Raw genomic sequence first — 21,351 nt, 5'->3', positions numbered from 1 at the left:
TTCACCAAGGATATATGAGAAGGGCCGTCCCTGGTGGACGGCCCTTCCTTTTGCCCAAACGGTAAATTTCGTGTATATAATTCCCTTTTGATATGTTTCTCCCGCATTAAAAAAGGAGCGTGCCACCACGCTCCCTTCTATGTTGGACCTATCTAAGTTTATGTCAATCCCGTTTGTTGACCAGCACGCTCGTCAACTCGTTCAGTTTCCGCACTTTTTCCGAAAAATCGCCTTTCAGGCGGTCGCGGATGGTGTGCAGGTGCTGTAAAATCGATTCCAGGCCTTCGGGGATCGCTTCGTTCAGCACTTCCTTCAGCCTTTTGGCGATGGTGGGCGATTTCCCGTTGGTACTGATGGCGATTTTCAAATTCCCTTTCCGGACCACCGAGCTCAGGTAAAAATCGCACAATGCCGGGGTATCGGCCACGTTGATGAGCACCTTCGCGGCTTTGGATTTTTCCCAGATGCAATAGTTCAGTTCCTTGTCGGCCGTAGCAGCGATCACCAGGTCTTTCCCGAAAATATCCCCGCAGGAAAACGCTTTTTCCACCAGCGTCACGTTGGGAAAGCCTTCCACGATGCCCGCCATTTCGGGGGCAAACCAGGTAGCCACAACGGTTACCCGGGCGTTGGGACAATTGTTCAGGATCGCGCCCACTTTCTCGCAGCCCACATTCCCCCCGCCAACTACCAGTACCTGCAGTTGATCGAGTTTCAGGAAAATGGGAAAAAGATGGTTTTGCTCCATACCGACAAGTTAAAAGATTAAACGGCCAGTTTATAATCGTCAGCCAGTTTGGACTGCAGTTCCTGGAACGCTTCGTGGAAACGTACCACTTCGCCGATCACGATGATGGCCGGGTTGCGCAAACCTTGTCCTTCCGCAATGGCTGCCAGGTCGGAAGCCACGCCCACCCCTACTTTCTGGTCGGGCAGCGTTCCGTTCTGGATGATGGCGGCAGGTACCTGACCGCGGCCTTTCGCTTCGTAGATGGAGGCGATCTCCGCGAGTTTGCTCATGCCCATGAGGATCACTACCGTCGTATCTGCCTGGATGGCGAATTCGAGATCACGGCTCAGTTTCCCGTCTTGCGTAGTGCCGGTGATCACCCAAAACCCTTCGCTGACGTTGCGAGCGGTCACGGGGATTTTGTTGACGCCCGGCACCGAAATGGCGCTCGAAATGCCGGGGATCACTTCGGTATCGATCCCGTACTGTTGTGCAGCGGCAATTTCTTCCTGGCCACGGCCGAACACGAAGGAGTCCCCTCCTTTCAGCCGTACCACGCTACCGTATGTGAGCGCATATTTCACGATCATGCGGTTGATTTCAGCCTGCGTGTATACGTGCATGCCGGCGCGCTTGCCTACGAAGCGTTTCAGGCAATTCTGCGGCGCATGGTCCAGCAGTTCGTTGTTCGACAGGGCATCGTACAGGATCACCCGGGCCTGTTGAATGGCTTTCAGCCCTTTCACGGTGATCAGTTCGGGATCGCCCGGGCCGGCGCCTACCAGTGTCACTTTCGGATGTAATGTTTGCATGATCGTGTTTTTTTGAATGGTGGTCTGATTAAGCATTGGCGGCGGCCGACTGGCGGGCAGCGCGGTATTGCTGCGCACGGTCGAAAAACGCTTTTGCCTGTTGGAAATATTGTTTGGCGAAGCTTTCGGTGGGCTCGTGCTGGTTGATTTGAAGGACCAGCGCGCGGAATGTCCCTTCCACAGGGAATTTCCCCGTTTCCACGAAATGCTTGTCGAAATCGTTCATAATTCCGTGCTGCGTGTTGCAGTTCACGTTCTCGTCGAGCAGGATGCTCTTGGCCGTCTGGATCAGGCAGGCGTAGGAATGGTAGATGCCGTCGGCCCAGGAGTTGTTGGCGAACGACTGTGTAGCCCAGTCCAGTTTTTCTTCCGCTTCGAACAGCAGGGTGGCGATAAGGTCGATCATCACGCCGGCGCATTCACCCACACCGATGGCGGTGGAGTAGTTTTCCGCCTGGCCCCAGTCTACGAAATCGCCGTCGCTGAGGGCCGTGAGATCGGCCAGGGGCTTGAGGAGCTCATAGAAATATTTTTCGCCGTTGCGGTCGTAATAGTCGTTGAACCGTTCGCCTTTCTGTGCGTTGGCCTCGTAGTTATGCAGGAGGGCGCGGAGCACATCGGGGCCTTTCCGGCTGGGCACTTTCAGCACTTTGTCGGATACACGGCCTTCGCCATCGCTCAGCACGCCGCCGCCAAGGAGCACCTGGAGGGCGGGGAGCACGCGCCCGCCGCTTTTGAGCGAGGAGCCATGGAACCCGATATGGGCAAGACCGTGCTGGCCGCAGGAGTTCATGCAACCGGAGATCTTGATTTTGATATCGTTGTTATAGATAAGGTCGGGGAATTCGTCGCGGATCACGTCTTCCAGTGCTGCGGCGATGCCGGTGGAGCTGGAGATGGCCAGGTTGCAGGTGTCTGTGCCGGGGCAGGCGGTGATGTCGGCCACGGAGTCGAAGCCGCCTTTCTGGAGCTCGTGTTCTTCGAGTACGCTGAACACGTATTCCAGGTGCTCGGGACGGATGAATTTGAGGAGGAGCCCCTGGTTCACGGTTACGCGGACATCATCCGCCACAACGGCTTCCAGCTTTTCGATGAGGGAGCGGGAAGTGGTGGAGCTGATATTGCCCAGCGGAACGCGGATGTAGGCACCGAAGAATCCTGCCTGTTTCTGTTCGAAGGTGTTGGTCCTTTTCCAGGCTTCGAAAGCTTTACGGTCGCGGATGGTGAAAGCGGGCAGTGCGGGGTTGGCCGCGGGAGGCACCGTTTCAGGCCAGGCAGCGTGGTCGATCGGGTAGGTTTTTACCTTGAGGGCTTTGTATTCTTCCTTGGCAAGGCGCTCGAATTCTTCGATCCCGATTTTCTGGATGAGGAATTTGAGCCGGGCTTTGTGGCGGGAAGATCTTTCGCCGTGGCGGTCGAACACGCGGAGGAGGCTTTCTATATATGGAACGAGCTGATCGGCTTCCAGGAATTCGAAAGTGGTTTTGGCGAGGTAGGGCTGAGCGCCGAGGCCGCCGCCAACGAGCACTTTGAAACCGCGGACTTCCTTACCGTCTACCACGCGGATTTTCGGGATCACGCCAACGTCGTGCATGAAGGTGAGGGCGGTGTCTTTGGTGCTGGAAGAGAACGCCATTTTGAATTTGCGGCCCATTTCCTGGCAGATGGGATTGCGGAGGAAGTAGCGGAACGCGGCGTCTGCGTAGGGCGTAACGTCGAAGGGCTCGTTGGGATCGATGCCGGCGGTGTCTGACGCGGTGATGTTGCGGACGGTGTTGCCGCAGGCTTCGCGGATGGTGACATCGTCGAGTTCCAGTTTGGCCCAGAGTTCCGGGGTACGTTCCAGCGACACGAAGTGTATCTGGATATCCTGCCGGGTGGTGAGGTGGAGGTTACCGGTGGAGTATTCGTCGGAGATATCGGAGATGCGTTTCCATTGACGGAGCGTCATTTTGCCGTACGGGAGTTTGATACGGACCATCTGCACGCCTTGTTGCCGCTGGCCGTAGACGCCACGGGCGAGGCGGAGGGAGCGAAATTTATCGTCCGATATTTTGCCTTCGCGGTAGAGTCTGATCTTTTGTTCCAGTTCGATGATGTCTTTTTCAACGATCGGATTTTCCAGTTCGGTTCTGAAACTTTGCATGATTAATGAGTTGCTCGTGATAAAATGGTATTCATAACATTGTGATGGCAGCGCCTGAAAAGCAAAAGCCTCCTGAACATGGGAGGCTCCTGTAGTATTCTGTAAACAGATGTTCCTATGTAAGCGCCTCCACCCTAGTCTGTTGAGTTACCCCAACAGCCGCCGCACATGTGCATCATCGTCTTATTCCTGATTTCATAACCCATATTCCTATAGATTTTGTAGAGTAATACAAAGGTAGCCGTCCACCCGGAGAACGCAAAACTTTTTTTCATAAAAAAGGCTGGGTGTTTTTAGATATTTTCTAAAACGGGGGTGGCCCGGCGGGATTTCTCCGGTGGGGCAGCCGTTGCGTCGCACCCTTCCACGGCGGGTTAGCGGTGATCGGCGGCTTCCGGGCGCGGCGTGCCCCTGGTTATGGCCCATAACTATTATTTATCGGTCCGGGGCTTGTGGGGCCTCACCATAACAGCATTCGCCCATAGCCATGTCCATCTCCAATTACCAATTGAATATCAACCACATACATCATCCCATGGCTTGAAAATCGCCCAATCCCTCCCTATTTCCCCGAAAACCGCGTACCTTTGCGGCGCAAAAAGACACATTTGTATGATCCAGACGGCGATTTTTGACATGGACGGACTGCTTATCGACTCCGAGCCCCTCTGGGGTATCGCGATGCGGGAGGTTTTCTCCACCGTAGGCGTTTCCCTTTCCCCCGAACTTACGCACCTCACCACCGGGCTTCGCACCCGCGAAGTGGTGAGCTACTGGCATAATTACTTCGGGTGGGACACAAAGAGCCCTGAGCAGGTGAGCGACGAGATCATCGAAAGCGTAACCGCCAAGATCCTCCGGAACGGACAAGCCATGGAAGGCCTTGGCTACATCCTGGACTTTTTTCGTTCCCGGAATTACCGCATTGGCCTGGCCTCCTCATCGCCCAACCGCCTCATACAATCCGTGCTCGATCATCTCAACATCCGTTCTTACTTCGACGCCGTCTCCTCCGCAGAATTCGAGCCCTACGGCAAACCGCACCCCGCAGTGTATCTCGCCTGCGCCGAAGCACTGAACACCCACCCGCTGAACTGCTTGGCCTTCGAAGACTCGGTTACCGGCATGATCGCCGCGAAAGCCGCACGCATGAAAGTGGTCGTGGTTCCCGAAGCCCACAAACGCTCCGAGCCCCGCTTCGTACTGGCAGACATGCAGCTCCCATCCCTCCTCGCATTCGGCGAAGCGGAACTGGAGAAGCTTTCTTCCTGAGGCAGCGAGCGTAATTTTTCCAGTCTCACAGTGATTGATATACAACACCTGCTTCGTTCAGGCAGACATGCAGCTCCCATCCCTCCTCGCATTCGGCGAAGCGGAACTGAAGAAGCTTTCGTCATGAGGCTACGAGCGTAATTTTTCCAGTCTCACAGTGATTGATATACAACACCTGCTTCGTTCCGGCAGACATGCAACTCCCATTCCCCTTCGCATTCGGCGAAGCGGAACTGGAGAAGCTTTCGTCAAGAGGCTCGAGCGTAATTCTTCCAGTCTCACAGTGATTGATTTGCAACACCTGCTTCGTTCCGGCAGTCATGCAACTGCCGTTCCTCCTCGCATTCGGCGAAGTGGAACTGAAGAAGCTTTCGTCATGAGGCTACGAGCGTATTTCTTTCAGTCTCATAGTGATTAATATGCAACACCTGCTACGTTCAGGCAGTCATGCAGCTCCCATCCCCCTCCTCCCATTCGCCGAAGCGGAAAGGGAGAAGGTTTCGTTATGTCGAGGCCACAAACACAAAACACTCCATTCTACCGACAATCATCCATCTCCCACCTCCGCTCGTTTTCTGGCAATGCGGAACAGGAGAAGCCTTTTTACCGAGGCTACGAACACTACACATCCATCCACACCGAGCCCATCCATTTATTGAACAGAGTACCTCTTGCCCGGAAACCAGCATCACATCTACATATCCAGGCAACTGAAGATTCAACGCTCACAGTCCCCCCACACCACCACGCAAAAAGCAAAGCAGTTCGGAAGGCTATCCTTCCATTCAGGCATGAAGCTTCCTACTTCTTTTATCCGAAAAGCCGGAAAAGAAGTCAAGCCAATACTGATCCTAATAACTTTTTTGAAATAGAAGTAAGTATCAGATATCGATACCCATTCCCTGCATATATTTACGGAGGTAATTAATTCCAGGGATACTTAAACAATGGTTCTCGAGGTGCATTTCATTAAACTGCACTTCGTCCGGTATACCGTGATACCTAGCTGCCTGGCTCCTTTTGCTCAGTTTATGATATTCTTCCCAAGCCCTCCTGGAAATTGGCATAGCACCTCTTAAAACCGGATTACAACTATGTTCTATCTCTACATGCGACTGCCCTATCGCTATATTCCTCTTTTCCGCCAGCGCTCTCACCCAGTGCAATGCCGTATAAAACAACATAGTTACTTTCCAATCATGAAATTCATCAGGAAACATCGTGCATAACTCCTCATGCAGCCGAATGTTGTGCCTTGCCTGCCGGATATGTCGCTTCATCGTGCCGATTATAAAATAAGTGCCAATTTGATGATTCCAAAGTTTCCCTGCCACAGGGTTTTACAAATTCAAACCAAACAGGATATCGCTCCGCAATATCAAGCAGCTCGTAATCCAGCAGGATGTCGTAAAGGCAAAGCGTCCATTCATAACAATCCTTTTTCATGAGGATATAAAATTTTAGCTCTCCAGACCTTGGTTGATACACCTTCTCAATCAACGCATACCGCTGCGAAAGCATCCGCCGCATCAACTCTTCCACCAATCGCGTGTTCAACGCCCGAACATCCTTTCCCTCCACAAACTCCGGCCGCAAACTCTCCACCCCAAACATCTCGATCTTGATCCGCGACAACAAATTCGTCAATCGCCGCTTCCTCAATGCAGGCCCAGGACGCAATCCCGGTACCTCTATTTTTTCTGCAAACATGATCATCAGTTTTGCGGTAATGTAACGAAAAAACAGATCGAAAAATTTCAGCTGAAACCCAATACAGCAAAATGATCTGTTCATTTTCAAAATGTGGTTTATATACCGTTTGAAGAAAAAAATGAACAAAAAGGGAAGGCATTCCGCCTTCCCTTTTTATCGTTTATCCGATCAGATCTCGGAATACTTGATCGTCACGATCGGAACCGTCTGCGTCACCTGCTTCAAATACGGCTGATAACGAAAAACCTCCGACGCGTCTTTGTAAGCATAGTCGAACTCCTGCAGGTAACCGGACGGGAATTCCCCGCTCCGGTCGAGCAACTCGGGAAACCGTACCCGGTAAGCCTTGCGGTCCTTTTCCTTCAAAACCGTCCGCCAGTGCTTCATCGCATCGAAGCGAGACAACCGCCGCCCCGCTCCATGCGCACAGGAATCCAGCGCCGCGCCCGCACTCCCGCGAACCGGCTTCACCAGCAAACTCCCGCGCACCATCGATAACGGGATCACCGCCGTTTTCCCCTCACGCAACTCCGTGCTCCCCTTCCGGTGAACGATCCCTCCATCCATGAACCGCAAATGATTATGGATGGAATCGCCCATCACATAGTCCGTTCCGTGCAGCGCGCCCACTTCTTCCAACCCCGTAAACCGCTCCCGCAAATAATTGCAGCGGATCCCGGCCTTCCGGCTACGCACATAATTGGCCTGCTGCAGGAACAGTAACGTTTTGAAACAGAAATCCTTCCGCCGCTCATAGCCATATTGCAACGTCCGTTCATACGTTCCGTAAAATTCGGGACCCAAAAAGTCGCGATGCACAAAATCCACACTGCTGCCATATTCCAGCGAAAAACGGCGCGTCTGGTCCAGGCACTCCTGGTACAGCGCGATCCCGCGGTCGCGGGTACCGGTATGACAAATAATGTAAACGTTGGCGTCGTCTTCCTCGATCGACAAAAAATGGTTGCCGCCCCCCAGCCCGTCGTCTGTCATCGCCTTATGGGCATGATACAACGCAGGATAATGGGCTTTCTTATCGAACGGTTTCAACCAGTCTTCCTTCCTGACCGACAGGTACATGACGCCGCAACCGATGTCTTTCCCCGTGATCAGCGGATAACAATAATCCTTCGTCCGGAAAGCGACGCCCACAGGCAAGGCTTTCTCGGCACAATAATGTATGTCGGTAAACGCGCAGATTTCTTCCACGTGCGGTCTGCCGGCATACGATCGCAGCTGCTCCAGGGCGTTTTTCTCGATGCCCTGTGCGTCGCAATAGAATGCAATAGTTTGCATACTCCTTGATTTTCAGTAAATACAAGCGATAATTCTCAGGGCTTTGGGTTAACATCCGCCCCTTACAGAGATGTCAGCAGCCGACTTCGTCGGAAGGCGCAAAGATAGGATTTTCCTGAAAACAAAAAGGGCGCCCCTTGCAGAGGCGCCCTTTCCATCATTAAAATATCTTAGAACTTGAATGTCACGTTCGCGGAAACACGGCGCGGCATTTGTTTTTCGATGGTCGTCCAACCGGTAAAATATTCCTTGTTGGCGATATTGTCCATCTTCAGCGCAAGCCGGAACGCTTTTACGTTGTAGAACACGGAAGCGTTGAACACCGTATAGGCCGGCAGCGTAAAGGTACCGGTACGGGAATCGTTGGTGATCACGTTATCGCCGGCGTAGTTACCGCCAGCACCTACCCCGAACCCGTTCAGCTTACCGCTGAGCACCGTGTAAGTAGCCCACAGGTTGGCGAAATGTTCCGGGCCCGCGCTCACCGGCCTGCGGCCCAGCGTGAATTTGTCGGCCTTCACCATTTTGCTGTTGTTGTAGGCGTAACCGGCAATGATATTCAGGCCTTCCACGGGAGAAGCGTTCAGGTCGAACTCCACGCCTTTGCTGCGCTGGGTACCGCCCTGGTAAGTGTAATTATAGGTCACGCCTTCTTTTACGATCGAGCCCTGCATATTCATATTGTTTACTTCGATGTCGTAGTAGCTGAGGGAAGCGTTCAGGCGATTTTTCAGCAGGTCCACTTTCACACCGCCTTCATACTGATTGGCGTGCTGGGGCTTGAAGTTACCGTTCAGCTCGGGCAGCGGCATTGTAGCCGGCGCCACGTTCTTGAACCCGTTCATGTAGTTGGCGAAGAGCGCCACGCGGTCTTTCACCACCTGGTACACCAGCCCGAACTTCGGAGAAATGGAAGTCTGGTTGAAGTTCCCGGTTTTAGTGCCTTTCACGAAGTCTTCCGTACCCTTGTTCTCGAAATAATCCACACGAACGCTGGCCATGGCGAGCAGTTTGTCGGTAACGTTCAACACATCGGAAACATAAGCGCTATACGTGTAATTGGTAAGACGGTTGCGGGTCATGCCTGCCGTGAGACCGGCCAGTTTAGCATCTATCGCGGGGCGATTGAGCTGGCCATATCGCGGATCGGCCGGGTTAACGGCACTTACCACGTCGAACACGGCGTAGGGCGAGTTGTTGTTGGTGGTTTCCATGCCGAGGAAGTCGAGGCCGAACACCAGGCGGTTACGCATGGAGCCAAGCTTGAAATCGCCGATGAAATTCTGCTGGATCCCGGTCACCACCGTCGAGGAATTCTGCGTGTAGGCGTAGCGGGTCATGAAGGAATCCTGCGGCTGGGCGGTTTGTCCGGCAGGAAGCGGGTTGTACGGCGCATCCAGGAACATCACGTATTGATAGTAACCGTCGCTTTTGCGGTTGCTCCGCGACAGGTTAGTTTGCGACGTCCATTTGTCGGACAGTTTATAGTTCATTTGTCCGTAGAGGTTCATGGTGGGCGTGCGGTTGGTCACGTCGTTGCTGGTGTAGGAACGGTCGAAATCCATTCCCAGTTCTTTCGGCGTGCGGGCTTTCAACTGGCGGCTGCGGTTGAGGAAGACCATGAGCGGATTGGTGCCTTCGCCGTTGTAAAACTCGGCATTCACGTTGAACGACAGCCGGTCGTTCACCTGGTACGAGAAGCTGGGCGCCACGAAAAACGATTTGCGGAACCCTGCGTCCTGGAAGGAATTTTCGTTATGGTAAGCGGCATTCACGCGCAGCAAAGCGGATTTGTCGGCGTTGAGGGGCGCGTTCACATCGGCCGTAATACGGGTAAGCCCGAAACCGCCGCCGGTGTAAGACAGTTCGCCGCCGAAATGATCATATGGTTTCTTGGTTACGATGTTGATCAACCCGCCGAAGGAAACGAGGCTGCTGCCGAAAAGCGTTCCGGAAGGGCCTTTGATGGTTTCGATGTGCTCCACGTTGGCGGGGTCGATGCTGCCGTTGGTGAGACCGGCGATGCCATTGATCATGGACGGTTGAACGGCGAAGCCACGCATGGAGAAATAGCTGGCGCCGTCGTTGGGGCGGCCGGTGGACGACCACATTTTGTTCACGCCCGGTGCGTTGCGCATGGCGTCGTCGAAGGAAACGACCACCTGTTCTTTCAGCACTTCCTGCCCGAAGGTGTTGTAGACCTGCGGATTTTCCAGGTTCTTGATGGGCAGGCGGGCGATGTGGTCGCTTTCGCGCTTGCCTTTCAGCTGTGTGCCTTTTACGATCACTTCGTTCAGCTGGGTGTTGTTCAGTTGCAGGTCGATGTTGACTTCAGCCGTCTGGTTGGCTTCAACGGTCACGGTTTGTTCGGCCGTTTCGAACCCTACGAGGGAAACCTGGAGGGTGTAAGTTCCGGGTTGCACCCGGCGTATGTTGAATTCGCCTTTCTCGTTGGTCATGTCGCCGCGGTTCTTGCCTTTGAGCAAAACCGTTACCATGGGAGCCGGCTGGCCGTCGTTCGTGCGAACGATACCCACGATGTTCCCGGGCACCTGGTCTTCGGCTTTCGCCACGAAAGTGCATCCAAGGATCAGCGTTAATACGTACAGTAATTGTTTCATCGTCTATGTTTAATAAAGCAAATATTTATGTTGATGCGCATACCGGCTGAACAGAAAATGCCCGTTGCGGGGGAACAAATCGGGCATTAAACGGTATGATAATCCGGCGCAAAGGTGGCACAGGATGAGGGGCTAATCTTGTCGAAAAGGGAAATTGATTTACGCGATCGGGAAAAATACGGGGAATGAGGTTAGCGCATATATGGGATGGAATATGTAATATTTTGATTTACAGTATTTTGATATAGCACCAATAGCCGAATCCAATCACAGCTGCGGATATCAACAAGAACAAAACGAGCACCCTGAAATTATCGAACTTTTCATCTTCGTGCTGATATGCCTTCCAACGCCGCTTCCTGCCGGCAATGAACCAGCGCAAGGTGCCGCCAGTCAAATCGACCGCCTTGCTTCGCCACCAGACTATAATTGCCAAAAAGATCAAAGCCTTGATCCATTCCATATCAGTACTTCATTAAATAAACACTTCCAGCGATCAAAGCCGCTATCGACATCCAGAACAGCAGACCAGCGCGATAATTATGAGCTTCATCATCTTCCAGAAATGCCTTCCATGGCCGTTTCCCTCCGGAAAACCACCAGCGCAAGGCACTCCCGGGAACGATCAGCAGATACATTCCCAACATCCGGATAAATACTTCAACCAGAAAATCCAGCATGACTTAAGACGGATCTAATTCCCCGGAAAATACAAAAAGAAAGGCATCCCTCCCGGGACGCCTTTCTCCATCTTAAAAAATATATGGCTGGTCTTATTTATTCCACCAAACCTTCGTGGCCAGGTTATCTCCGCCCTGCGACTGGATCGCGGCGCGATAATTCTCCAGGTTCACGGCCTGCTCCTTCTGCGGATAATACAGGCGCGCCGGTATCCCCGTTCCCACGAGCGGCGTAAATTTGTCCGCGCCCGGCTCGGCACTCGGTACTCCCGGCCAAACCACGTCTCCGGGCTTCACCAGCCAGGCGGGGTACCCCGTGCGACGGATCTCCGACCAGGCCTCGATCCCCTGCATGTACAGTGCGAGGTATTTTTGCGAGAGCACATTCGCGGCGCTCGCTGCAGGCAACGCGTTCACATAATTGGTTGCCGCCGCTCCCGAAACACCCCATTTCTCCAGGGAAGCACGCACACCGGCCAGGTATTCCGCCTGGTCCCAGCCATGCACCTCACTCAGGAGGAAGTTCACTTCCGCCGCTTCGATCAGCACCTCCGCATAATCGGCCGCGTTCACCACCGTGCCCGGCAGGCTGATGTCTTCCGCCTTCAGGAGGCTCGCCACGGCCGGGATCAGGCCGTAAGGCTGGCCACGGTACACACCGCTGTTGTTTACCCGGGCGTATACCGCCAGGCGGGGGTCCGCTGCGGCGAAGGGGCCCTTATCCCCTTTCAGTACGTCTATCAGGATGTGCGAAACGGAAAAGTCGCGGCGGTTCTCGGTGACGGTGGCACGGAACAGCGGCGCCTCGTTCGGCGATTTGTTCTCGTATTTCAGGGTGGCGTTGTCGGCGTTCGTGGTGATCAATCCGCCGGTAATGGCTTCCTGGATATGGTTGGCCGCCACCTGGGGCAGCTTCGCCCGGATGCGCACGGCTACGCGCAGGCGCAGGGAGTTGGCGAACTTCTTCCATTGCGCGGTGTTGCCTTTGTAAATCCCGTCGTACGCCTGGAAGGTATTGGCGGCGGTCAGTTGCGCGGCCGCTTCTTTCAGCTCTTTCAGGATGTCCGTATAAATTTTTTCCTGCGAAGCGTATTTCGGTTTCAGGATTTCAGGGTTGATTTTCAACGCCTGGAAATCGGGATCGGAACTGCCGTACGAGCTGTAGGGAATATCGCCGAACACGTCGGAGAGCGACAGGAAAGCGAACGATTTCAGGATCCGCGCGATGGCGATCTGGTTTTCGTTAGGCCCCACCGTGCCGGCTATCCTGTCTTTTGTGAGCGGATCGGTATTGAGCCGGATGATCTGCTCCAGGTTGTTGAGGGCTTTGAAGGTATTGTCCCACACCGCGTCGGCGTTGGTACGCCCGATGTCGTACCGCGATTCGTTCGTGTACTGGTTCTGGGAAAAATACTGGGCAAACAGCATGCTGCCGCGGAAATTGGCGGCCGAGCCCCGCAGTCCGTCTACCAGTTGTTTTTGCGCGGTAGAAATGATGGTCGTGGTCGGCACATCTGCCGGACGGTTGGGATCGGTATTGATATCCCGGAATTTATCGTCGCTGCAGGCGGCCAGTAAAAGTCCGGCCACGGCTGCGAATGTATATTTCAGAAAAGTGAGTTGTTTCATGTTCATGTCGGTTTATCAGAATTTCACCTGTACGTTTACGCCGAATGTGGCCGGCACGGGGATGTTACCTCCTTCGATGCCCTGGATGTTGCCGCTGCTGCTCGTCAGTTCCGGGTCTACGTTGCGATTGTCCTGGTAGATGTTCCAGAGATTGCGGCCGTAGGCGGATACCCGAAGTTGCTGCACCGTTTTGTTGCGGAACGGAATGGTATAACCGGCCGTGATCTCGCGGAGTTTCACGTAAGTGGCGTCGAAGATGCTTTGGGTGGTAGGCCCGTTGGAAAAGCCCAATCCCCAGGTTTGTGCGGAAATGCGGGTGGTGTTGGGTTTGGTGTTGGAAACGGAATAGCTGCCATCTGCATTGAACACTACGGTACCATTCACGCCGTCGAGCACCAGGCCATTTTCACGGATCCCGTTTTCGGCGGTCGCTTTCTGCACACCCGTCTGCATGCCTACGCTATAAGTTTGCGAAAACACCTTGCCGCCTACGCGCCCGTCCACCAGGAAACCGGCGTCGAAACGTTTGTAGGTAAAGTGTTGTCCGACACCGAACTGCCAGTTGGGAAGCACGCTGCCGAGGGGGCGCATCTGTTCCGTGCGCAGGTACGATCCGTTATCACCGATCACTTTGTTGCCCTGCGCATCATACACGAAATCATATCCACGCAGCTGCCCGAACGATTCGCCTTCCTGCGCTACCAACGCGATGAGGCTATTGGCGTCGTTGATGGGGAAGCGGGTCACGCCTTCGGTCAGTTGCACCACTTTATTGCGGTTGGCAGACCAGTTGAGGCTCACATCCCAGTTGAAATCCTTCGTGGAAACCGGAACGCCCGTCAGCGTCACTTCCAGTCCTTTGTTATTGATCTTGCCGGCGTTGATGAACTTACTGTCGTAGCCGAAAGCGGTGGACGTGGGGATGTTGATGATCTGGTTGCGGCTGTCGTTGGTATACGCCGTCACGTCGAGGCCCAATCTGTTTTTGAGTATCCTGAAGCTCACGCCCGCTTCCAGCGAGGAAGTGATCTCCGGTTTCAGGCGGCTGTTCGCCAACACGGCCGGGAGTTTGTAGCCCGGGTTGCCGATGAACGACTGCACCGCTTCATATACCTGCTGCAATTGATACGGATCGGTATCGTTGCCCACTTGCGCCCAGCTCAGGCGAACTTTCAGCAGGTCGAGCCAGGAGGCGCTTTTCAAACCGTTCAGTTCGCTCACGATAAAGCTGGAAGAAACGGAAGGGTACGCGAAAGAATTCTTATCGAGTGGCAGTGTGGAGCTCCAGTCGTTCCGGATGGTACCATCGAGGAACAGGATATTTTTATACCCGAGCGACACGCTACCGAACAGCGAATAGATGCTTTTGTGATAGCGGTTGCTTTCGTTGAGCACGTTGTTCGCGTTTTTGAGGTTGTAATATAGGGGGATGATGAGCCCGCCTTGCGTGGCGGCATTGGAAATCGTCCGTTTCTGGTTCATGATATTACCACCGGCGAACGCGCTGAGCGAAAATTCGTTCCAGCTTTTCTTCGCGTTGGCGAGGAATTCGTAGTTGAATTCGCTGAATTTATTGTTGTACTCGATGTAATTGCTTTGCGTGCGGGAATACACGGCGATGCGGTCCTGGTAATCGTAACCGTAAAGGTCCGCATTGATTTTGGAGCTGAGCTGCAGCCAGTTGTTGACTTCGTAGTTCAGGCCCACGTTCCCGTAGAAGCGGTCACGGTTTTCTTCGAGATAGCTTTCATAGGCCGACCAGAAGGGGTTGTCGATGTATTTGGTGGCGCGCCCGGCGGCGGTGTTTTCCCAGCTGTTGCGGTTCCATGCGCGGGGCGTACCGTCGGCGCGTTTGTAATCGCGGAGCTTATCGTAATCGACCTGTACCTGTCCCCACTGGAAGGCTTCGAGCATGATGCCGCGGTTGGTGGCGCCGGTCCATGGCCTGCCGGTGCTTTGGTTCTTCACGTAATTGAAGTTCCCCGTGGCGAGGAATTTCCCGAACCGGTTGGAGCCGGAGAAATTCAGGGTGTTCCGGTGCAGTTTCGAGTTGGGCGTGGTACCGCGAACGATCTTGTTGGTGTACGACAGGCGGAAGGTCTGCTTGTCGTTCCCGCCGCTCACGGCCACGTTGTTGGTGGTGGCGATGCCGGTGCGGAAGAAGTCGGTGGCGTCATGTTTGGGATATACCCAGGGTTGCGGATTGAGGTAATCGGCGGAGAATTCCGGGTCGAGGTTATACCAGTGGAGAACGGGGGTGCCATCGAGTTTGGGGCCCCAGCTTTCGTCCATGCCATAATCCACGAGGTTATAGGTTTTGCCGTTGATGGTGGCAGTCTGGAAGGTGTTGGCTTTACCGCCGCCGTAGAGATGCTGGCGTTCGGGGAGGCGCACGACCCTTTCCAGTTCGAGGCCGGAGTTGATGGTAACATCGAGCCCTTTGCCTTCGCGTCCTTTCTTGGTGGTGATGACGATCACGCCGTTGGCAGCGCGGGTACCGTAGAGTGCCGCAGCGGCGGGGCCTTTCAGCACGTTGACCGACTCGATGTCGTCCGGGTTCAGGTCTTGTATGGTGTTGCCCACGTCTTTACCTGCGGAGCCCTGTGCGGTGCTGCGGGTATTCATGTCGGCGTTATCGATGGTGATACCGTCTATCACGAACAGGGGCTGGTTGTTGCCGGAGATGGAGTTGATGCCGCGAAGGAGCACGCGGTTGGAGCCGCCCATGTTGCCGCCTACGGATATCACCTGCAGGCCGGCCACTTTACCGGAAAGGGCGCCGATGGCGTTGGTGGGGCGGGTCTGCAGTTCCGCGCTTTTCACTTCCTGGACGGAGTACCCGAGCGCTTTTTTGGCGCGCGAGATGCCGAGCGCCGTAACCACTACTTCCTGCAGTTGCTTGTCTGACGAATGCAGTACGGCGTTGATTTCCGTTTGGCCGTTGATGGGCAGCACGAGGGTTTCCATGCCGATGAGGCGGAAGGAAACGGCTGTTGCGGTATCGGGAATGGAGAGGCTCCAGGTTCCGTCGGCCGAGGAAATCGTTCCCGAGGAAGTGCCCGCTATGAAAACGGTAACGCCGGGGAGCGGCTGGCCATCGCCGGAGCTGACTTTTCCGGTGATCTTCCTGCTTTGTGCGAAAGTAGTCAGGCTAGTTAGCAGCATAAGCAAGGTAAGCTTGAACAAATGTGACATGGTTTTACCCTATTATTTTTATAGACTATATAGGGTGCGAAGGTAAAAGATGTGTTAAGAAAAACCTAATAAATTTTGGTTATAGTAGATATAGATAGGCTATAAACGCTTTACAGGAAAGGGTTCCGGCCGTTTCTAAAATTGGCGGTCCTTGATTTGTGCAATAAGGTAATGGTGAAATAAATACTACTTCAGGAGAATTCCGGGGCGTATTTCCTTCTTAAGGATGGAGCAAAGATGTGTCAAAACCCAATTCCAAATTCGAAAAAAGGGCTTACAACCAGGGCTTCAATTTGTAGCGAAGCCAGGCGCAGCATGCCAGCTCCCGCAAAGCCGGACTGAAATATGCGCATAAAAAAAATCCCTCCCCGTTTGACCGGGAAGGGATCTTTTATTTTACAAAAACAATACTACTACTCGGCTTTCTTTTCTTCGCCGCCTTCGGATTGTTTCAGTTTTTCTCTGAGTTCGGCCAGCGCGCCCAGGTCGCCCAGGGTGGCTTTTTCTACCTTAGACTGGATATTTTTCACAGTCTTGCGGGTTTTCTCAGCGTCAGCACGTTTTTCTTTGATGACAGCATCTTTTTCGTCGGCTTTCGCTTGTTCCCAAACCTTGGTATGAGAAACCAGGATGCGTTTTTCGTTGCGATCGAATTCGATGATCTGGAATTCTTTCACGTCTTCAACAGCGATCGGTTTTTCATCTTCGGTGCGCAGGTGACGGGCGGGAGCGTAAGCTTCCAGGCCGTATTGCAGCTGCACGGTAGCGCCTTTGTCGTCTTTCTTCACAACGGTACCTTCGTGTACGGAACCGATGGGGAAGATAGTTTCGAAGGTGTTCCAGGGATCTTCTTCGATCTGTTTGTGACCGAGGGAGAGCTTGCGGTTGTCTTTGTCGATACCAAGGATCACTACTTCGATCTCGCTGCCCACTTTCGTGTACTCGGAGGGGTGGTTGAAGCGTTTGATCCAGCTGAGGTCGGAGATGTGGATCATGCCGCCGATGCCGGTTTCCAGTTCAACGAACACGCCATAGGGAGTGATGTTTTTCACGATGCCTTTGTGACGGCTGTCGAGCGGGAATTTGGTTTCGATGGTAGACCAGGGATCTTCGGTCAGTTGTTTGATAGACAGCGACATTTTACGCTCGTCTTTGCTCAGGGTAACCACCACTGCTTCGTATTCTTCGCCCAATTTGAAGAATTCTTTCGCGTTGATGGGGGTAGATGCCCAGGAGATCTCGGATACGTGCACCAGGCCTTCCACACCGGGGAGGATTTCCAGGAACGCGCCGTAATCTTCGATGTTCACTACCTTGCCTTTTACTTTCGCTCCTTCGGAGATGGTAGCGGGCAGGGTATCCCAGGGGTGGGGGGTCAGTTGCTTGTAACCCAGGGAGATACGTTTCTTCTCGTCGTCGAAGTCGAGAACAACCACGTTGATCTTCTGGTCCATCTGCAGCACTTCGCTCGGATGGCTGATACGGCCCCAGCTGATATCGGTGATATACAGCAAGCCGTCCAGACCGCCCAGGTCGATGAACGCACCGAAGTCGGTGATATTCTTGATGGTACCTTCCAGCACCTGGCCTTTCTCCAGTTTGCTGATGATATCCACACGCTGCTGCTCGATATCGGATTCGATGAGCGCTTTGTGAGATACTACTGCGTTGCGGATAGCCTCGTTCACTTTCACCACCTTGAATTCCATGGTTTTGCCCACGAACTGGTCGTAATCGGTAACGGGTTTCACGTCGATCTGAGAACCAGGCAGGAACGTTTCCATACCGTAAACGTCCACGATCAGGCCGCCTTTGGTTTTGCTGGTAACAGTACCGGTAACCACTTCGCCGGTTTTGTAAACTTCCACGATGCGCTCCCATGCACGTTGCATACGAGCCTGTTTGCGGCTCAGGTGCAGGTTGCCGTCGCGGTCTTCTTTCTCAACTACCAGTACTTCCACTTCGTCGCCGATTTTGAGGCCGGGCAGGTCGCGGAATTCGTTGAAGGAGATCAGGCCGTCGGATTTGAAGCCGATGTTGATCACCACGTCGGTCTTCGTCAGGCCAACGATAGTACCCATCAGGAGGCTGTTCTCTTCGAACACTTTGAAGGTACCGTCGTAAGTAGCGTCATATTTCGCTTTTTCTTCAGCGGAATAGGAAGTTACGTTACGTTTGTCCACGCTCCAGTCGAAATCATCGTGAGCGGTCTCTACAACAGGAGCATTTTTTGTCGCTGTTTCTGCCGCGGCCGTAGCCACAGGAGCCTGTTGTTCAGCGTTTTGTTCGTTAATAATGTTGTTTTCTTCCAAAATATAAAGTTTTAAGGGGGCAAAGATACGACATTTCTCCCTCGGAGACAACTTTATTTGGCAAAAAGTACTGCTGATAATGAATCGCTTATGTATTTCCATCCCGATCATCCGTTTTCTGCGCGAAATTGGAAAATTGGCCGTGGGAAAGGCCGGCGAGCATTTTTTTTCCTTAATTTTCCGGTATGAACGGAACTACATTCAAAGCGGACATTAAATACTGGCTCAGGCAGGACAATACGGTTAACCATCTGATGATCATTAACATAGCCGTGTTCCTGGTAGCAGGCATCCTGCGGCTCCTCGGCACCCTGCGCCTCCCTTTCGCAGCAGAAGCCTGGGCATTCCTGGTAGACAATCTCGTGCTGCATGTAGACAACGTCTTACTTTATAAGCCCTGGGGCCTGGTGACTTATATGTTCTTCCACGTCCAGGTACTGCACATCCTCTTTAACATGCTGACTTTCTTCTGGTTCGGCAATTTCTTCCGTACCGAACTGGGCAACCGCCGCGTGCTGCCGCTGTACCTCATGGCAGGGCTCTTCGGCGCCGGGCTGTACCTCCTGTTCTATTACCTCCTCCCCGCCACGCCCTACCTCGGCGGATCCCTCCTCGGCGCCTCCGCCGCCTCCATGGCCTTCCTCATCGCCAGCGCCACCCTCATGCCCAACCTGGAGATCAGCATCCTCGTGGCGCATGTACGGCTGAAATGGCTCGCGATAGCCGTGCTCGTCCTCAACCTGATCTCCATCCCCGACGGCAACGCCGGCGGCATCCTCGCCCACTTCGGCGGCGCGCTTTTCGGTTTCGGGTACGTCCGCATCCTCAAATCGACCGGCACCGACCTCTGCGCCCCGCTCATGCGGCTCTTCGATGGCATTAACGGCCTCTTCACCCGCAACAAAACCACCCGCACCTTCAAGCCCAAAAAATCCCCCCTGCGCGTGGTCCGCAACGCGACAGACGCCTCCCATGCCTCCAAACTCGACCAGCTACTCGATAAAATCTCCGAAAAAGGCTACAACAGCCTCACTTCCGAAGAAAAACAGTGGCTCCGCCAATACAGCAACGAAAAGTAACCGTTAACAATCCCCTTAACATCCGGTTAACCGGCCGATCCGTGGAGATACGTACATTAGGTATGTAAAATCCCGCGTCCCATGTCCGTCCACCCCATTGTCCGTTGGGCCGGCAAAAAGATTACTTCCGTCATCAAAACGGGGACCAAAGGGCTTCATGAGGAATCCGCGATCCAGAGCGTAGTCCTCGTCAACAGTCTCAGCATCGCGCTCAGCACGCTGGTCCTGGTCATCGGCCCGATCTTTTATTTGCTGACCGGCAACCCCTATATCGTATTTCCAGCACTCGCGGAAAGCATCATCGCCGCTTCAGCCCTTTATTTAAATTACCTGAACAAACACACCGCCGCAGCCCTCGTCACCTTCCTCAACCAATGCGCCGCCGTTCTATACTTCGGCCTCGCCCTGGGAGACGTGCTCCTGCTGCAGCTCATGGTCGTATTCCTCATCGCCGTCACTTTCCTCATTTTCAACAAATCCCGCATCCGCAGGTTCTGCCTCCTCACCGCGCTCTCCGTGCTGGTAGCCCTCGAAGCCGGGCATTACTTCCATATCGGACAGTTCATTTATCTAGACGGGCAAACCGCCTTCATCTTCCGCTGGTGCTCCATGGCCGGCATGCTGTTGCTGATCGTGCTCACCGGCCGGCATTACGTGCGCAGCAGCGATTTCCGCCGGATATTCCTCTACCAGGTCACCCACGAGCTCCGCACACCGCTCAACGCCGTGATGCTCGCAGGGCAGCTCATCAAAAGGGAACTGACCTATAAACCCGACGCACGCCGCATCTCCGCGTTAACCGATCACCTCCTGGCAGCCGGCAACAACGCCGATAATATCCTCGGCAAAATTTTGCAACTGGCCAGGAAGGAATCCGGGCGGCACGACGAGCTGAAATCCGTTCCCATAGCCCCGCGCTCCTTCTTTTCCCAGATCGTGGAACTGCACGGCGTCGTGGCGGAGTATAGCAGCGTTTCGCTGGATTTCGACATGGAAGGCATGCCGCCGTTCATTTCCGCCGACCCGGCCAAACTGCACGTCATCACCAGCAACCTCCTCTCCCACGCCATCCAGTTCGCCGACCGCAACAGCATCGTGACGGTGTTTGTGCGGGGAACGGCAGACAACCGCTGGGAAATCCGCGTCAGCAACGCGGGTCGCGGCATTCCGGACGACCGCCTCGAGCATGTTTTCGAACCATTCGTCACCGAAGGCAACCTGGCGGTGGAAGGCACCGGGCTCGGGCTTTTCATCACCCGCGCCAAAACCCTTTCCATGGGCGGCCGTATCGACGTGGAAAACCAACCGGGCGAACGTACCACTTTCATCGTTTCGCTCCCGCTCGTTCCCGCAGCACCCGGTCCCAGCCCCAACCTGGTGCCCGACGCCGGCAGCAACGGCACGCCGCTCAACCTGCATGTGCTCATCGCAGACGATAACGACATGAACAACCTGCTGCTCGCGCAATTCCTCCGCCGGATGGGCTGCCGCGTGTCGATGGCCGTGAATGGCGAAGAAGCGTACCGCCAGGCGGAACATTCCAGCCCGGACGTCATCATCCTCGATTACCATATGCCGGTGATGGACGGGAAAGAAGTGCTGGTGAAAGTCCGCGGGGAAGCGAGCCTCAAGCACATCCCGGTGATCATGGCAACGGCAGACGCCTATCAATCCACCCGTCAGCTCCTCATGGAAGCGGGCGCCACCGCTTTCCTCCAGAAGCCCATCAGCTTCGGGATGCTACAGGAAGCACTGGGGCGCTGCGTGAAATAAAAAAGGCCCCGGAGAACCGGGACCTTTGTTCAGATCATTTATCAGTAAACGTAAAATCCAAAACTTATTCTGTGGGCAACCGCTCCAGGTCGA

The 21,351-nt window shown here is 54.2% G+C and carries 14 protein-coding genes; 3 read left to right on the top strand and 11 right to left on the bottom strand.

Features of this window, described 5'->3' with window-relative positions; translation table 11 throughout:
* Positions 1–163: 163 nt before the first annotated feature.
* Genes ACQKLP_RS06250 through ACQKLP_RS06240 form a run of 3 tightly spaced genes read right to left on the bottom strand, consistent with a single transcriptional unit; the run spans position 164 to position 3,688 of the window.
* A complete protein-coding gene (locus ACQKLP_RS06250; protein ID WP_126245380.1) occupies positions 164–748 on the bottom strand; it encodes a precorrin-2 dehydrogenase/sirohydrochlorin ferrochelatase family protein in 585 nt (194 codons plus the stop codon).
* Between the two features lie 17 nt (positions 749–765).
* A complete protein-coding gene (gene cobA / locus ACQKLP_RS06245; protein WP_427321099.1) occupies positions 766–1,542 on the bottom strand; it encodes a uroporphyrinogen-III C-methyltransferase in 777 nt (258 codons plus the stop codon).
* Between the two features lie 28 nt (positions 1,543–1,570).
* Positions 1,571–3,688 (bottom strand): nitrite reductase, encoded by a 2,118-nt coding sequence (locus ACQKLP_RS06240; protein WP_427321097.1) that lies wholly within the window; start codon positions 3,686–3,688, stop codon positions 1,571–1,573.
* Positions 3,689–4,300: 612 nt separating this feature from the next.
* Here ACQKLP_RS06240 and hxpB point away from each other — a divergent pair.
* Entirely contained in the window at positions 4,301–4,960 is a 660-nt protein-coding gene (gene hxpB / locus ACQKLP_RS06235) for a hexitol phosphatase HxpB (RefSeq protein WP_427321095.1), read from the top strand.
* Between the two features lie 1,233 nt (positions 4,961–6,193).
* Here hxpB and ACQKLP_RS06230 read toward each other — a convergent pair.
* The 8 genes from ACQKLP_RS06230 to rpsA form a co-directional block, all read right to left on the bottom strand.
* Positions 6,194–6,754, bottom strand: coding sequence for a hypothetical protein (locus ACQKLP_RS06230; protein ID WP_427321093.1), 561 nt, complete (start codon positions 6,752–6,754; stop codon positions 6,194–6,196).
* 87 nt (positions 6,755–6,841) lie between these two features.
* Positions 6,842–7,969 carry an RtcB family protein gene (locus ACQKLP_RS06225; RefSeq protein WP_427321091.1) on the bottom strand — a complete coding sequence of 376 codons (1,128 nt, stop codon included), beginning with the start codon at positions 7,967–7,969 and terminating at the stop codon, positions 6,842–6,844.
* A 170-nt stretch (positions 7,970–8,139) separates the two neighbouring features.
* Positions 8,140–10,590, bottom strand: coding sequence for a TonB-dependent siderophore receptor (locus tag ACQKLP_RS06220; RefSeq protein WP_427321089.1), 2,451 nt, complete (start codon positions 10,588–10,590; stop codon positions 8,140–8,142).
* A gap of 229 nt (positions 10,591–10,819) precedes the next feature.
* Positions 10,820–11,053, bottom strand: a complete 234-nt coding sequence (locus ACQKLP_RS06215; protein WP_427321087.1) for a hypothetical protein — start codon at positions 11,051–11,053, stop codon at positions 10,820–10,822.
* A 1-nt stretch (position 11,054) separates the two neighbouring features.
* Positions 11,055–11,270, bottom strand: a complete 216-nt coding sequence (locus ACQKLP_RS06210) for a hypothetical protein (protein WP_427321085.1) — start codon at positions 11,268–11,270, stop codon at positions 11,055–11,057.
* Between the two features lie 93 nt (positions 11,271–11,363).
* The gene (locus ACQKLP_RS06205; protein WP_427321083.1) at positions 11,364–12,899 is read right to left on the bottom strand and encodes a SusD/RagB family nutrient-binding outer membrane lipoprotein; all 1,536 of its coding nucleotides are present in this window, start codon (positions 12,897–12,899) and stop codon (positions 11,364–11,366) included.
* 15 nt (positions 12,900–12,914) lie between these two features.
* Positions 12,915–16,064, bottom strand: a complete 3,150-nt coding sequence (locus tag ACQKLP_RS06200) for a SusC/RagA family TonB-linked outer membrane protein (protein ID WP_427321081.1) — start codon at positions 16,062–16,064, stop codon at positions 12,915–12,917.
* 443 nt (positions 16,065–16,507) lie between these two features.
* Complete coding sequence (gene rpsA / locus ACQKLP_RS06195) at positions 16,508–18,406, bottom strand: 30S ribosomal protein S1 (protein WP_427321079.1); 1,899 nt, start codon at positions 18,404–18,406, stop codon at positions 16,508–16,510.
* A gap of 185 nt (positions 18,407–18,591) precedes the next feature.
* On the opposite strand from rpsA, the gene ACQKLP_RS06190 reads away from it, so the two are divergent.
* Positions 18,592–19,485 carry a rhomboid family intramembrane serine protease gene (locus tag ACQKLP_RS06190; protein WP_427321077.1) on the top strand — a complete coding sequence of 298 codons (894 nt, stop codon included), beginning with the start codon at positions 18,592–18,594 and terminating at the stop codon, positions 19,483–19,485.
* Between the two features lie 81 nt (positions 19,486–19,566).
* Entirely contained in the window at positions 19,567–21,258 is a 1,692-nt protein-coding gene (locus ACQKLP_RS06185) for an ATP-binding response regulator (protein ID WP_427321075.1), read from the top strand.
* The last annotated feature ends 93 nt before the right edge of the window (positions 21,259–21,351 follow it).

Source organism: Chitinophaga sp. NPDC101104, assembly GCF_050277495.1.
Lineage (GTDB): Bacteria > Bacteroidota > Bacteroidia > Chitinophagales > Chitinophagaceae > Chitinophaga.
This window is presented reverse-complemented; position numbering and strand designations above follow the sequence as displayed.